The organism is Rhodococcus sp. IEGM 1366 (assembly GCF_033142425.1).
GTDB classification, from domain to species: Bacteria; Actinomycetota; Actinomycetes; order Mycobacteriales; family Mycobacteriaceae; genus Rhodococcus_F; species Rhodococcus_F globerula.
The window spans coordinates 363,056-377,306 of record NZ_JAWLRZ010000005.1 but is presented as its reverse complement, the minus strand read 5'-3'; the positions used below and the strand labels follow the sequence as shown (position 1 = coordinate 377,306).

At 61.6% G+C, this 14,251-nt stretch carries 12 protein-coding genes; 8 read left to right on the top strand and 4 right to left on the bottom strand.

Annotated elements, in window-relative coordinates:
- Window positions 1-15: 15 nt before the first annotated feature.
- From R4P64_RS17250 to mptB, 4 genes are read right to left on the bottom strand one after another with little or no spacing between them, the layout of a single operon-like run.
- A complete protein-coding gene (locus R4P64_RS17250) occupies window positions 16-1,413 on the bottom strand; it encodes a hypothetical protein (protein ID WP_411742687.1) in 1,398 nt (465 codons plus the stop codon).
- A 47-nt stretch (window positions 1,414-1,460) separates the two neighbouring features.
- Window positions 1,461-2,318 carry an ABC transporter permease gene (locus R4P64_RS17245; protein WP_092808030.1) on the bottom strand — a complete coding sequence of 286 codons (858 nt, stop codon included), beginning with the start codon at window positions 2,316-2,318 and terminating at the stop codon, window positions 1,461-1,463.
- The gene (locus R4P64_RS17240) at window positions 2,315-3,259 is read right to left on the bottom strand and encodes an ABC transporter ATP-binding protein (protein WP_045067702.1); all 945 of its coding nucleotides are present in this window, start codon (window positions 3,257-3,259) and stop codon (window positions 2,315-2,317) included. The genes R4P64_RS17245 and R4P64_RS17240 overlap by 4 nt, the downstream gene beginning before the upstream one ends.
- On the bottom strand, window positions 3,256-5,010 hold the full coding sequence (gene mptB, locus R4P64_RS17235; RefSeq protein ID WP_045067703.1) for a polyprenol phosphomannose-dependent alpha 1,6 mannosyltransferase MptB: 1,755 nt from the start codon (window positions 5,008-5,010) through the stop codon (window positions 3,256-3,258). Before mptB ends, R4P64_RS17240 begins: the two co-directional genes overlap by 4 nt.
- A gap of 210 nt (window positions 5,011-5,220) precedes the next feature.
- Here mptB and R4P64_RS17230 point away from each other — a divergent pair, with 210 nt between their 5' ends.
- The 8 genes from R4P64_RS17230 to R4P64_RS17195 all read left to right on the top strand — a co-directional run bounded on the left by R4P64_RS17230 (window position 5,221) and on the right by R4P64_RS17195 (window position 13,977).
- Complete coding sequence (locus R4P64_RS17230) at window positions 5,221-5,886, top strand: helix-turn-helix transcriptional regulator (protein WP_080711642.1); 666 nt, start codon at window positions 5,221-5,223, stop codon at window positions 5,884-5,886.
- Window positions 5,887-6,015: 129 nt separating this feature from the next.
- Window positions 6,016-7,476 (top strand): Fe-S cluster assembly protein SufB, encoded by a 1,461-nt coding sequence (gene sufB, locus R4P64_RS17225; RefSeq protein ID WP_033232102.1) that lies wholly within the window; start codon window positions 6,016-6,018, stop codon window positions 7,474-7,476.
- Window positions 7,476-8,696: a Fe-S cluster assembly protein SufD gene (sufD, locus tag R4P64_RS17220; protein ID WP_045067704.1), complete on the top strand. Its 1,221-nt coding sequence runs from the start codon at window positions 7,476-7,478 to the stop codon at window positions 8,694-8,696. The genes sufB and sufD overlap by 1 nt, the downstream gene beginning before the upstream one ends.
- A gap of 33 nt (window positions 8,697-8,729) precedes the next feature.
- Window positions 8,730-9,545 carry a Fe-S cluster assembly ATPase SufC gene (sufC, locus tag R4P64_RS17215; RefSeq protein WP_033232100.1) on the top strand — a complete coding sequence of 272 codons (816 nt, stop codon included), beginning with the start codon at window positions 8,730-8,732 and terminating at the stop codon, window positions 9,543-9,545.
- 5 nt (window positions 9,546-9,550) lie between these two features.
- Window positions 9,551-10,816 carry a cysteine desulfurase gene (locus R4P64_RS17210; RefSeq protein WP_095886278.1) on the top strand — a complete coding sequence of 422 codons (1,266 nt, stop codon included), beginning with the start codon at window positions 9,551-9,553 and terminating at the stop codon, window positions 10,814-10,816.
- Window positions 10,817-10,819: 3 nt separating this feature from the next.
- Window positions 10,820-11,323 carry a Fe-S cluster assembly sulfur transfer protein SufU gene (gene sufU, locus R4P64_RS17205; RefSeq protein ID WP_033232098.1) on the top strand — a complete coding sequence of 168 codons (504 nt, stop codon included), beginning with the start codon at window positions 10,820-10,822 and terminating at the stop codon, window positions 11,321-11,323.
- The gene (locus R4P64_RS17200; RefSeq protein WP_033232097.1) at window positions 11,320-11,742 is read left to right on the top strand and encodes a metal-sulfur cluster assembly factor; all 423 of its coding nucleotides are present in this window, start codon (window positions 11,320-11,322) and stop codon (window positions 11,740-11,742) included. Before sufU ends, R4P64_RS17200 begins: the two co-directional genes overlap by 4 nt.
- 150 nt (window positions 11,743-11,892) lie before the next feature.
- Window positions 11,893-13,977, top strand: a complete 2,085-nt coding sequence (locus tag R4P64_RS17195) for a condensation domain-containing protein (RefSeq protein WP_317821906.1) — start codon at window positions 11,893-11,895, stop codon at window positions 13,975-13,977.
- Window positions 13,978-14,251: the final 274 nt, after the last annotated feature.

Here is a 14,251-nt window from a genome sequence, read left to right as displayed (position 1 = left end):
TTTCGGTGTCCTGAGTCAGTACGCGCGAACGCGCACAATTCCGGAGATCGTTCCCTGGAAGTACTCGCCGGACGCGGTGATGAGGGCCGACATCTGCAGGGTGTCGTGCACCACTGTGGCGGGCATCGTGGTGGACCCGATCTGGGTTCCGTCCTTCGAGTCGATGACGGCAAAGGAGTAACCGTCGAGTGGCGTCGTGTCGGCTGAGCCGTCGCGCGTCACTGTGTAGATGTTGTTGTCAGCCGTGGATAGATGCGGGACTGCGGAGCTTCGAATAGTGTTGTCCCACACAACATGACAGCCAACCGGATCGATGTCGACCCGAGTCATTCCGCCGTTGAATGGTGCGGTGGCTGGAACCGCAGGACCGGCGCCTTCCGGTGTGGTCGGATACGGATACCCGTAGGTGCCGGCTACGTAGACGGAGTGGCCGATCGCAATGGGGGAGTTCTCGCTGCCGCTCGGTGAGCCGTCTTTGCCGGCTGCGGTCAGGACGGGTTGGGAGCACACTTCGGCACCCGTATCTGACCGATAGACCCGGACGCTGACGGTCGGGTGAGCGTTGTCGACGATCGTGACAAAATCACTGCCCGTCGACGGCCCGAAGTACGTGGGTGTCGATCCTGTTCCCCAACTCAACTGGCCAGGGTTCCTTGCGGGGCCGCGGTCGTAAGGCTGACGCCAATCGACGGCGATATCGTCGCCCTTGCGGCTCAGTTGGTACAGCGCATGAGTGGTGGCGACGGCCGTTCCCGTGGGGGAGGTCGAAATACTGTTCTGGACCTGTTCGCCTTCGGGAAGGTCGATCGTATGAGCGATCCGATCGGTGCCGACAACGCCGACGGTTCCGTGGCCGGTCGCGAACCAGACATTGCCGGTCCAGTCCGGTGCCAGTCCGGTTACATTGTCGTCGGCTGCGACGGCGCCAGAGAGGTCGATGACATCGGAGAGTTCCAGACGCCAGGTTCCGTCGGGGTTCTGAGCATGCGCGATGCGAACGAGTTGGCGATTGCCGTCGACGGCAACCAGTCGGTTCTCGTGGTCGAGGTATGCGTAGACGCCACCGAGCAGGCTGCCCTTCGCCAGGGGCAACTGCGCGACGGATCGGCCGAACGGCGACGCCTCGGCCTTGGGATCGATGAGGTGAATGGTCGGGATCTGACCGAGCATCGTGGTGCACAGAGAGACGATCAGGCCGTCGGAACCTTGCAAGATTGTCGGGCACGCCGACATCAGAGGAAACGCGGTGACCTCGTGAGGTTCGATGCCCGGCCCGGGGAGGGGAGTGACGTCGGACGAACCTGCGTCGCCGTGCATCGTTGCTGTGCCGACCGGACCGAGGTAGGGATTGGCCGGTGCCAGCGGGCCCGCAGTCGGCAACGACGCGGTTGACGGAACGGCAGCAAGTAGCATCAGCGCACTGGTTGCGCCGGCTATCCGGAGTGCCTTCCGCGAAATGCTCACGTGAATTTGAACCACCGTGCGGCGCAGGCTCCGCCGATCACAGCCCAGACGAGCAGCACGACGATCGAGAACCAGTCCATTGAGGACGCGAGGGCCGAGTCGAGTGCATGGGCCAAGGCGCCGGACGGAACAAGGCGTACCAAGGTGTGCAGCGCGTCGGGGATGTCTTCGCTGATCAGTCCGACACTGCCGATGCCAGCCATCACAAACCACAGGACATTGGCAAGTGCCAGAACGATTTCCGCACGCAATGTGCCGCCGAGGAGCAGTCCGAGTGCGGTGAAGGTAACGGTTCCCAGCGCGATGACCACCGCGCCGATCGCCAGTTCCGTCGGCGTCGGGCGCCAACCAAGCGCCAGGGAGATCAGGCCGAGTATGACCGATTGCAATGCCACGACGATGATGACGGCTGCGCTCTTGCCGGCGATGATTCCCCACCGCGGAAGTGGTGTAGCGCCAAGACGTTTGAGTGCGCCGTATCGGCGGTCGAAGCCCACTGCGATTGCCTGCCCGGTGAATCCGGTGGACATCACCGCCACCATCATGACGCCGGGCAATACTTTGCTGACCCTTGAATCGCCCAGATCGCCCAGGGGCAGGAGGGACAGTCCGATCAGCAGCGTGATGGGAATCAGCATCGTCAGCAGTAACTGCTCGCCGTTGCGCAGCAACAACGTCAATTCGAGCTTGGTCTGAGCCGCCATCATCTTCGCCGCAGAGTTGGGGCGAGGATCGGGGGAGAACGTACCGGGCTCGAAGCGATTGTCAGCCAACCGTCGGTCCCGGGCGCTGTTCGCCGAAGCATTGTTCTGGCTATTCGACACGGCTTTGTTCACGACCTTGTTTCCCGTCATCCCCGCAGATCACGACCCGTCAATTCGAGGAAGACGTCTTCCAAACTACGTTGATCGACGCGAATGTCATTGATCAGGACATTTTGTTCGGCGCACCATGTTGCCACCGTTGCCACCGTCGACGGTTCGATCGAGCCTTCGATCAAGTATGTCCCCGGATTGGCTTCGCTCACTCGGAATTCCCCGGCGAGGGACAGTGCAAGTGAATCGACACTCAGTCCGGACATCGTGGTCAGTCGCAATTGACCCTCGGCTCCCTTGCTGGTGACTTCGGCGGGAGTACCCGATGCGACGATGCGGCCGTGGTCGATGATGACCAACTCGTCGGCCAGTGCTTCAGCTTCGTCCATGAGGTGAGTGGTCAGGAGAATGCTGACACCGTCGCGGCGCAATGCATCGATCAACTCCCACACGAGGAGACGGGCCTGGGCGTCGAGGCCTGCAGTCGGTTCGTCGAGGAAGACAAGTTCCGGTCGGCTCACCAGTGCACAGGCCAACGACAGGCGTTGTTGCTGGCCACCGGACAACCGTCGATACGGAGTTCGCCGTGCGTCGGTCAATCCGAGCTTGGACAGAAGCCAGGTGGGATCGAGAGGATCAGCGGAGTACGAGGCCACGAGGTCGAGCATTTCGCCGGCTTTGGAGCCGGGGTACGCGCCGCCGCCTTGGAGCATGACGCCGATCCGCGAACGAACTTCACCGGAATCGGCGATCGGGTCCAGTCCGAGTACTCGGACCGTTCCGGAATCAGGGGTGACAAAGCCTTCACACATCTCGACCGTAGTGGTCTTACCAGCGCCGTTGGGGCCGAGAAGGGCGACGACCTGCGCGGTTTCAACGGTGAGATCGATACCGTCCACGGCACGAACACCGTCAAACGATTTGACGACGCCTTCTATCCGCACGGCAGGCGTCGACGATCTTGTTGCACTCGAGGTCACGGAGAATCAGCGTAAGCCCCGGCAGAGTTGCCTTCGTCCACTGGTCTGGTTTTCGTGATTTCCGCTACTGGTTTCTCGCTACGCCAGGGCAGGGAATTCCGGGTGAGGTAGATCAACGCGAAAGCGGTGATGATCGTCGCGACGACCGCTTGGACGATCATGAACGGCAGGTATTCGGCGCCGTTCGACATGAGCATGACGCTCACGATCGACGTGAACACCACGGCAGGGACGCGGAATATCGGAGCGGTTGCCCAGGCTGCGAGCGGGAGTATCGCCCAGAGCAGGTACCACGGTTGCACAACCGGGAAGAGCAGCACGATCGCGCCGAGGGCGATTCCGAGCCCGCCGACGGGATGGAGGCGTCCCATGTAGACGGAGACCATCATTCTGGCCGTGATCAGCACTGCGACCAGATATGCGATCGGGCGGGTGATGGTGAGAATCGCCGTCGTGTGGTCGCCGAGTCCGAGAAGCACTCCGGCCAATCCGGTCCCGACGCCAAGAAGCGTGGGTATCGACATCCAGCTTCGCACGGCTGTCGCGGTGTTGAGCGTGTTGATCCAACCCATACCCAAGCCACTGGCGACGCTGATGACGCCGATCACGACAACGGTCACGCCGGCGAGCAGCAGCGCCGCCGAGAAGAAGGACTTCCAGGTTCCGCCCCACCGGCGGGCCAACGCCATTCCGACAAAACCGAGTGCAAGCAGGGACGGGATCTTTACGGTCGCCGATAACGCGATCAGGCCGGAGCCGGCTATCAACAGAGCAAGCGAGCGACCTCGGATCGGGCCGGCGCCTTCGACCGCGCGCAGCGCCACCTCGATTCCGGCGAGCATGAGACCGAGCATCAGGGCTTCGTTGTGAATGCCGGCAACCAGATGGAACAGCAGGAGGGGATTGGCGGCGCCGAGCCACAGGGAGCTGACCGCAGAGACACCGCACCGCTTTGCCAGTCGGGGCAGGGCCCACACGATCAACGCAACGCCGACCAGAACGAGCAGGCGATGCAGGAAGATTCCGGCAACGATGTTGTCGCCGGTCAGCGAACTGATGCCGCGTCCAAGCCACAGAAAGAACGGTCCGTACGGTGCCGGGGTGTCACGCCAGATCGTCGGAACAGTTCTGGTGAGCACGTGATCGACGCCGAGCGCGGCTTTGGGGCCGATGAGATACGGATCGAGTCCGCGTGCCGCGATCTCACTCTGCGCCAGGTACGAATACACATCGCGACTGAACATCGGCGGTGCGACGGTCAGCGGCAAAATCCACAGCAACAGCGTGCGGTCCAGTTGTGATCTGCTCATGCGGCGCGGCGCGCCGGCGCGAGTTCGCAGATCACCGACGGCAAATCGGCCCAACATGAGCCACGCTAGGACAACCAGAACAGTTCCGGTCATTGTCATCGTCAACGAGACAGTCGGCATTCGTCCGGGGAGACTCAGCACCCGTAGTCCGGCCGTCGGATTCTGGAGTACAGGCTGCGCACCCGCACCGAGTGCGCCAACCGCCATCAACACGGTGCCTGTCGCGCCGAAACGCCTGATTCCGCGAAGCTGAGCGGTCTCCTTCTCGTTCAGACCGGGGCGCTCGTCCTCGTCGCCGTGCAGCGTCGCCATCACGGATTGCCGGGGCTTGGATCCGAACGGCCGGACACCGAGGGTGGAGAGGACAAGTTGTTTCGGCTTGTCCAGCAGGATCGCGCGGGTCGACTGCGCGGTCGTCTTCTGCGTGGGGGTCTGCGGCACCCAGGAAGCCTAGCGGCTCGTGCGCAGGGCTCGGACAACTGTGAACAATGCGGGCAGTCCGCCTATTCCCAAATGTAATGCAGGTTGCCCTTAGTAGACCTGCGAAAAGAATTCCGTCACACTTGTGTTGTGAAAAGAAATGCGACTCGCACTCAAAGCAAGGAAGCTGCAGGTCAGTCCACTGCAGCTGCCTCGCAGAGTCCTGTCGTAATGCCGGTAGCGGTGGGTGTCGAAGGCCAGACTCGGGCAGCGGTGGTCAAACTGCTCCTCGAAGAAGGGCCCATTACAGCCTCCGAAATCGGCACGCGACTCGGTTTGAGTGCGGCCGGTGTCAGGCGTCACCTGGACGCGTTGATCGAGTCCGGTGAAGCCCGCGCCGCATCCGCGTCGTCGCTCCGTCAGCGTGGACGCGGGCGTCCCGCCAAGCAATTTCAGATCACCGCCACAGGACGTGGGCGTCTCGGTCACGCGTACGACGATCTTGCCGGCGCGGCAATGCGCCAACTCCGCGAAATCGGTGGAGACGCCGCGATCGAGGAATTCGCCAAGCGGCGGGTGCAGGCAATTGTGGGAGATGTCGAACCGGCAGATCCCGCCGACCTCGGCGCCGTTGCGGAGACGGCAGATGCCATTGCTGACGCTTTCAGCGCCGTCGGATTTGCCGCGTCGACCAGGCCGGTGGGTAACGGCGTGCAGATCTGCCAGCACCACTGCCCGGTTTCCCATGTGGCAGAGGAGTTTCCGGAACTGTGTGACGCGGAACAGGAAGCGTTCCGGCAACTGCTCGGCACGCACGTTCAGCGTTTGGCCACCATCGCGAACGGTGACTGCGCCTGCACGACACACGTTCCCCTCGTATCGAACGGGAGTAGATGAAACCTCCCGATCCGTTAGTTCCCAAAGTTTTTCGCTAGTTCTTCACAGTCAGAAATGTTCCTCGCGTCGAATTCAGCCCTCGTCGCTGCGGAGCAGCCGTCAAGTAACAAGACTCCGGAAGGAGCTCGCATGACCGTCACATCAGACCAGGCGACTACCACTGCAGCTGCAGGCACCGAGCCGCTATCGCAGGAAGAGGCCATCGCGTCCCTCGGTCACTACGGCTACGGCTGGTCCGATTCCGACGTAGCCGGAGCCAGCGCACAGCGCGGACTCTCCGAGGCTGTCGTGCGGGATATTTCCGCGAAGAAGAGCGAGCCGGAGTGGATGCTCGACATCCGCCTCAAGGCTCTGCGCACCTTCGACAAGAAGCCGATGCCGAACTGGGGCAGTGACCTCGAAGGTATCCACTTCGACAACATCAAGTACTTCGTCCGGTCCAGCGAGAAGCAGGCCGAGTCGTGGGAAGACCTGCCCGAGGACATCAAGAACACGTACGACAAGCTCGGCATCCCCGAGGCGGAGAAGCAGCGCCTTGTTGCCGGTGTTGCCGCTCAGTACGAGTCCGAGGTCGTCTACCACTCGATCCGTGAGGATCTCGAGCAGCAGGGCGTCATCTTCCTCGACACCGACACCGGTCTCAAGCAGCACCCGGAGCTGTTCAAGGAGTACTTCGGATCGGTCATCCCGGCCGGCGACAACAAGTTCTCCGCGCTGAACACCGCGGTGTGGTCCGGTGGCTCGTTCATCTACGTCCCGCCGGGAGTCCACGTGGACATCCCGCTGCAGGCGTACTTCCGCATCAACACCGAGAACATGGGTCAGTTCGAGCGCACCCTGATCATCGTCGACGAGAACGCCTCCGTGCACTACGTCGAAGGTTGCACCGCGCCGATCTACAAGTCCGATTCACTGCACTCGGCAGTTGTCGAGATCATCGTGAAGAAGGGCGGCCACTGCCGCTACACAACCATCCAGAACTGGTCCAACAACGTCTACAACCTGGTCACCAAGCGCACCAAGGTCGAAGCCGGCGGATCCATGGAGTGGATCGACGGCAACATCGGTTCCAAGGTCACCATGAAGTACCCGGCCGTATGGCTGATGGGCGAGTACGCCCGCGGTGAAGTTCTCTCCGTCGCATTCTCGGGCGAGGGACAGCACCAGGACACCGGTGCCAAGATGCTCCACCTGGCTCCGCACACGTCGTCCACCATCATCAGCAAGTCCGTCGCCCGTGGCGGTGGACGCGCGTCGTACCGCGGTCTGGTGCAGGTCAACAAGGGTGCCCACGGTTCCAAGTCGACCGTCAAGTGTGACGCTCTGCTTGTCGACCAGATCAGCCGCAGCGACACCTACCCGTACGTCGACATCCGCGAGGACGACGTCACGATGGGCCACGAGGCCACTGTTTCCAAGGTCAGCGACGATCAGCTCTTCTACCTGATGAGCCGTGGTCTGACCGAGGACGAGGCCATGGCCACCATCGTCCGTGGATTCGTCGAGCCCATCGCGAAGGAACTCCCGATGGAGTACGCGCTCGAGCTCAACCGCCTTATCGAACTTCAGATGGAAGGGGCTGTGGGTTAGTGACCACGCCAGAGACCGGTGTCATCGGAGCTGTAGTCGGGGAGAACCCGACCGCTCCTGTAAAGGGTGCAGCCACAGGCTCACCCATCACGAACAAGGGTGAGCAGTTCTCCTCGTTCGACGTCAATGCATTCGAGGTTCCCGGCGGACGTGACGAGATCTGGCGGTTCACCCCGCTGCGTCGTCTGCGCGGATTGCACGACGGCAGTGCTGTTGCCAACGCTCAGATCACGGTCGACGTCGAGGCCGGTAGCGATGTCACCGTCGAGACTGTCGGCCGCGACGACGAGCGCCTCGGCAAGGCCGGCGTCCCTGCCGATCGCATTGCAGCGCAGGCATACTCGAGCTTCGAGTCAGCGACGGTCATTTCGATCGGAGCCGAGATCGAGGTCGAGAAGCCCGTCGTCGTCACGATGACAGGCGCAGGCGCCGACACAGTTGCCTACGGTCACACCCAGATTCGTCTGGCTCAGTTCGCGAAGGCAACCGTTGTCCTCGATCAGCGCGGCAGCGGAACCTTCGCGGAGAACGTCGAATTCGTTCTCGGCGACAGTGCGCACCTGACCGTCGTCGCAGTTCAGGATTGGGCCGAGGATGCCGTGCACGTCACGTCGCATCACGCTCGCCTCAGCCGCGATGCAGTTCTTCGCCACACGGCGATCAGCCTTGGCGGCGACCTCGTTCGTCTCTCGGCAACGGTGAAGTACGACGGACCAGGTGGCGACGCCGAACTGCTCGGTGTGTACTTCGCTGACGACGGACAGCACTTGGAACAGCGTCTGCTCGTGGATCACAGCCAGCCCAACTGCAAGTCCAACGTGGTCTACAAGGGCGCACTGCAGGGCGATCCGAATTCGAGCAAGCCTGATGCGCACACCGTGTGGATCGGCGACGTTCTGATTCGTGCGGCAGCCGAGGGAACCGACACCTTCGAACTCAACCGCAACCTCGTCCTCACCGATGGTGCACGCGCCGACTCGGTGCCGAACCTCGAGATCGAGACCGGCGAGATCGTCGGAGCCGGACACGCCAGCGCTACAGGTCGTTTCGACGACGAGCAGTTGTTCTACCTGCGCGCTCGCGGCATCCCGGAGGATCAGGCACGCCGCCTGGTCGTGCGTGGGTTCTTCCACGAGATCATCAACAAGATCGCTGTTCCCGAGGTGCGCGATCGCCTCGAAGCCGCAGTCGAAGCCGAACTCGCAGCAGTCGGCTCCTGACCGCCCTCATACTTCTCATCTTGAAGGAATTTCATGTCTACCAGTGACAACAGCACCACACCGGCCACCTCGGTCCTCGAGGTTCGTGACCTGCACGTCGAGGTTGCCAACAGCGACGCCAACGCCGAGCCCATCCAGATCCTCAAAGGTGTCGACCTGACGGTCCGCTCCGGTGAGACGCACGCGATCATGGGCCCCAATGGCTCGGGCAAGTCGACGCTGTCGTACGCCATCGCAGGTCACCCGAAGTACCAGGTCACTTCCGGTTCCATCACCCTCAACGGTGAGAACGTCCTCGAGATGAGCGTCGACGAGCGCGCTCGCGCCGGCCTGTTCCTGGCGATGCAGTACCCCGTCGAGGTTCCCGGCGTCTCCATGTCCAACTTCCTGCGCACCGCAGCTACCGCAGTGCGCGGCGAAGCCCCCAAGCTTCGCCACTGGGTCAAGGAAGTGAAGGAAGCTCTCAACGAGCTCGAGATCGATCCCGCGTTCATCGAGCGTTCCGTGAACGAAGGTTTCTCCGGCGGCGAGAAGAAGCGCCACGAGATCCTTCAGTTGGGCATGCTCAAGCCGAAGATCGCGATCCTCGACGAGACCGACTCCGGTCTCGACGTCGACGCGCTGCGCACCGTTTCCGAGGGCGTCAACCGCTACAAGGAGCGCGAGAACGGCGGCGTTCTGCTGATCACGCACTACACGCGCATCCTGCGCTACATCGCTCCCGATTTCGTTCACGTCTTTGTCGGTGGCCGCATCGTCGAGTCCGGCGGACCGGAATTGGCTGATGAGCTAGAGACCAACGGATACGTTCGTTTCACAGCGGACGCTTCAGCAACCCAGGGAGCATAAGCGCGATGACCACCTCGGTGCGCGAGCTCGACGTCACCAGGATTCGGGAAGATTTCCCTATCCTGGGACGTACGGTGCGCGACGGAAAACCTTTGGTGTACTTGGATTCCGGTGCCACGTCGCAACGGCCACTCCAGGTGCTCGACGCCGAGCGGGAATTTCTCACCACGTGCAACGCAGCGGTGCACCGGGGTGCTCATCAGCTGGCCGAAGAGGCTACCGACGCCTACGAGGACGCGCGAGCTTTGATCGCGGAGTTCGTCGGGGCTGATTCCGACGAACTCGTCTTCACCAAGAACGCCACCGAAGCGCTGAACCTGGTGACATATGTTCTCGGTGACGACCGCTTCGATCGGCACGTCGGGCCTGGCGACGAGATCGTCATCACCGAACTCGAGCATCACGCCAATCTTGTTCCGTGGCAGGAACTTGCGCGGCGTACCGGCGCTACGTTGAAGTGGTACGCGGTCACGGACGACGGCCGGATCGATCTCGATTCGCTCGAATTGACCGACGCCGTCAAGGTTGTTGCCTTCACGCATCAGTCCAACGTGACAGGCGCGATCGCGCCCGTCGAGGAATTGGTTCGTCGGGCCCGCGCGGTCGGCGCTCTGGTGGTTCTCGATGCGTGCCAGTCGGTTCCGCACATGGCAGTGGACTTCCATGCGCTCGATGTCGACTATGCAGCCTTCTCGGGGCACAAGATGCTCGGCCCCACCGGCATCGGTGTTCTGTACGGCAAGGCCGAGTTGCTGGCCGCGATGCCTCCGTTCATCACGGGCGGATCGATGATCGAAACGGTCACGATGGAGGCCAGCACGTATGCGCCGGCACCACAGCGGTTCGAGGCAGGAACGCAGATGGTCTCGCAGGTTATCGGTCTCGGTGCTGCGGTGCGCTATCTCAGCGATGTCGGTATGGATGCCATTGCCGCACACGAGCATGCGCTGATCGAAGCCGCACTCGCGAAGCTCTCGACAATCGACGGCCTACGCATCGTGGGTCCGCAGACCGCTGAAAATCGCGGCGGCGCAATCTCGTTTGTCGTCGACGGCATCCATGCCCACGATCTCGGTCAGATTCTCGACGACGAGGGTGTAGCCATCCGCGTCGGACACCACTGCGCCTGGCCACTGCACCGCCGCCTCGGGGTCGCGGCTACGGCCCGTGCGTCGTTTGCCCTCTACAACACCGCTGAGGAAATCGACGTGCTGGTTGCGGCGATCAAGCGTGCCCAGGAATTTTTCGGTGTTGCAGGGGAGTTGAACTGAATCATGCGTATGGAGCAGATGTATCAGGAAGTGATCCTCGATCACTACAAACATCCGCACGGCCGCGGCCTTCGTGAGCCGTTCGGCGCCGAGGTTCATCACGTCAACCCGACCTGTGGCGACGAAGTAACACTGCGCGTGCACATCGCGGACGACGACACCGTCGCTGACGTGTCGTACGACGGTCAGGGCTGTTCGATCAGCCAGGCGTCGACGTCGGTGCTCAACGACCTTGTCATCGGCATGAAGGTCACGGATGCGCTCGAGACCGTGGCAGCTTTCAACGAGATGGTCAGCAGTCGCGGCAAGATCGAGGGCGACGAAGACGTTCTCGGTGACGGCATTGCCTTTGTGGGAGTTTCGAAGTACCCGGCACGTGTGAAGTGCGCGTTGCTCGGATGGATGGCGTTCAAGGATGCAGTTGTCCAGATTGTTGACGGTGGTGCCGTGAATGCTCGAGACAACAGCAGTGATTTGGTCGACACGACTAGAGGACAGGGATCATGACCGAGACACAAGCAACACAGGAGTCCGAGGCCACCGCTCCGGTGAACCCCAATCCCGATTCCACTGCGGAATTCGGTGGCGCGCAGGGTTCCGGAACACTGCCCTCACCGGAACGACTCGACGAACTCGAAGAAGCCATGCGCGACGTTGTCGACCCCGAACTGGGAATCAATGTCGTCGACCTCGGTCTTGTGTACGGGATCTTCGAGGACGACGGCGTTGTCACGATCGACATGACGCTGACGTCGGCGGCGTGCCCGCTGACCGATGTGATCGAGGATCAGGCTCGCGGCGCGTTGGTTCGCAGCGACCTGTGTACCGACATGAAGATCAACTGGGTGTGGCTGCCGCCGTGGGGCCCGGACAAGATCACCGAAGACGGACGCGAACAGCTTCGAGCTTTGGGTTTCACAGTCTGATCCACTGATGCTTTTCCCCTCTGACGCCGGTACCTGACCAAGGTGCCGGCGTTAGGCGTTATGTCCGGTAACGGAGTTATGTGTTCGCGCGATATTTACCAGCGAAGGCATTTTGCCGTTTTCGTACCGAACATCCCAAGGGAGATCCGCGTGAAAGGCAGTTCCGATAGACACCGTGCTCTCGGAACCTCGCGCGATCGCCGGTCATCTCGTCAGGGTCAACTTACGGTTCTTTCGCCGCAGCAGCAGGAACTTCTCGAGGCGCAGCATTCTCGGCCCGACGTTCCACTGACGGTCAGCCACTACGTGGACGTCGCAGGAAAACTGGACGTCGACACCCTGAAAGCTGCTAGTTCACTCGCCAGCCGTGAATTCGGATGCCGATCACTGCTACCGGCGCAGGGTGTTGTCATGAGTCATGGTGGCAAGCGGGGCGCGAATTCGTTCGACGTGGTAGACCTTCGAACCGAATCGGATCCACACACCGTGGCCCGGAACTGGATGCAGCGCGAATCGGCTCGGCCGATGGACCCGTCGACCGAGCAACTGACACAGTGGGCCATTCTCGTTCTGGGTGACGAGCACTGCATTTGGTACGCCCGAGTGCATCGCATCGCGCTCGATGTTGCGGGCGGGCGGTCGATGATGATTCGAGCGGCCGAGATCTACACCGCGGCCGTGCGGAACACGGCTCCGGATTCGCCACATTCGCCTCGTACGGCAGTCGACACCGAGGTCGGCTACCGTGTGTCGAAACGCTGGATCCAGGATCAGAAGTATTGGGACGCAACGCTTGCGGGTGCGCCGACCCGAACGTCGCTGGCGGCTGAAACCGCGACGGCTGTGGCATTGCCCAACGTCCGAACCGGAACTGTGCCGCGACATGTCATCGCCTCTCTCGAAGGCATCGCCGAAGCGGAGAGCGTGAGCCTGTCCACGGTGCTCATTGCGACGTTTGCCGTGTATCTCGGGCGCATGACGGGTTCTCGTGATGTAGTTCTTCGAATTCCGACGCCGGCGCCGACGTCGTCGAGTGCGCGGGTGGCCGGCGCAAGCGCGTCGAATATCGTGCCGTTGCGCGTCATGCTCGATCCGCATTGCCGAGTTGGTGAATTGGTGCAGGCAGTCAAAGTCGAATTGGTGGGTGCGATTCGGCACCGCCGCTACCGCGACCAGCAACCGCTTCGCGCACCGGTTCTGGCATTGAATCTGTTTCCATCTGGAATCACTCTTGGCGACGCGCGGGGTGTGCTGCATCTCGAGTCTGTGGGCCCCGTCGAAGATTTGGATGTCACGCTCCAGTCGCACTCCGAAACGAGCGGCATACAGGTCGATTTTGCAGCGCATCCTGATCTGTATTCCGAGGAAATCCTCACCGAGCACCATCGCAGTTTTTGTGAACTTCTTGCCTTGATCGGTTCCAGCGACGCGGCGACCCTCGTGGCGGATGTCGATCCGCGAGCTGACACGACACCGGATTCAGCTGGGTTGCAGGCCCGTAACTTGGAGTATTGGCGTGAGGCGTTGTCGACACCCGCCCCGACGTTGGGTTTGCTTCCTATGCTCGCAGGTGAGCGTTCCTCGGCGCCGGTCGTCATCTCCCCACAGCTGTATCGACAGCTCGAATCGCTGGCAGCATCGATGTGCACCAGCATGTTCGTGTTGTATCACGCGGCCGTCGCAGGATTGCTGCGTCGACGAGGTTCAGTCTCGGAGGTCTCGATCGGGGTCCCGCTTCGAGGGTATGGTGCGCCGCACCCGGACAACTTTGCCTCGATGTACGCCCATCACGTCGTACTTCGTTTGACCATCGACACCGCGGAGAGTTTGACCCGGTTGATCGAGCGGACCGACGATGCAGTTGTCGACGCGCTGATCCACGCGGATATCCGGTTGTCCGCGGTGGCGGCTGCGCTGGGCGAGCGTCGTTCACTCGACTACGGTCCGCTGTTCAGGACACTGGTATTTGCGCAATCGCCGATGGATACGCATCCACGGTTCCGGGCCGTGATGGGCGGGGTGCCAGTCGGATTCGAACTTGCCGACATGCCAGAACTGTACATCTCGCTACCGAGTCAGGCGGGTAGTTCCCGAGCCGTCGGCTACGTGAACTGCATTGCTCCGCCGACAGAGGCCCGTGATCTTGCATTCCGGTTTCAGCGGATACTTCGCGCCATGGTCGATGATTCTCGCCTGACGCTCGAGGCCGTGGATCTGGCGCACAAAGACCTGTGACGTTTGGTGCCCTATGGTGAGGGTATCTGACCCGCCAGTTTGTTTACCGCGGGACTTTTCGCCATTATATGCAGGACGATAGTCCTGTTCTGCCGCATTTGTGATCCGCTCTCATATATCTGTGTGGTAACGCCGCGACGGATAGTCACGATGAGATCTCAAGTGGGCAATTTGTCAGCTTTCGGCATTTGCTCCTTTCTTGGCTCGGCCTATTGACTGGTGCGTTTTTGCTCGTGTGTCACGACTATTTCGTTCAAGGGAGATCCGTGTGGAA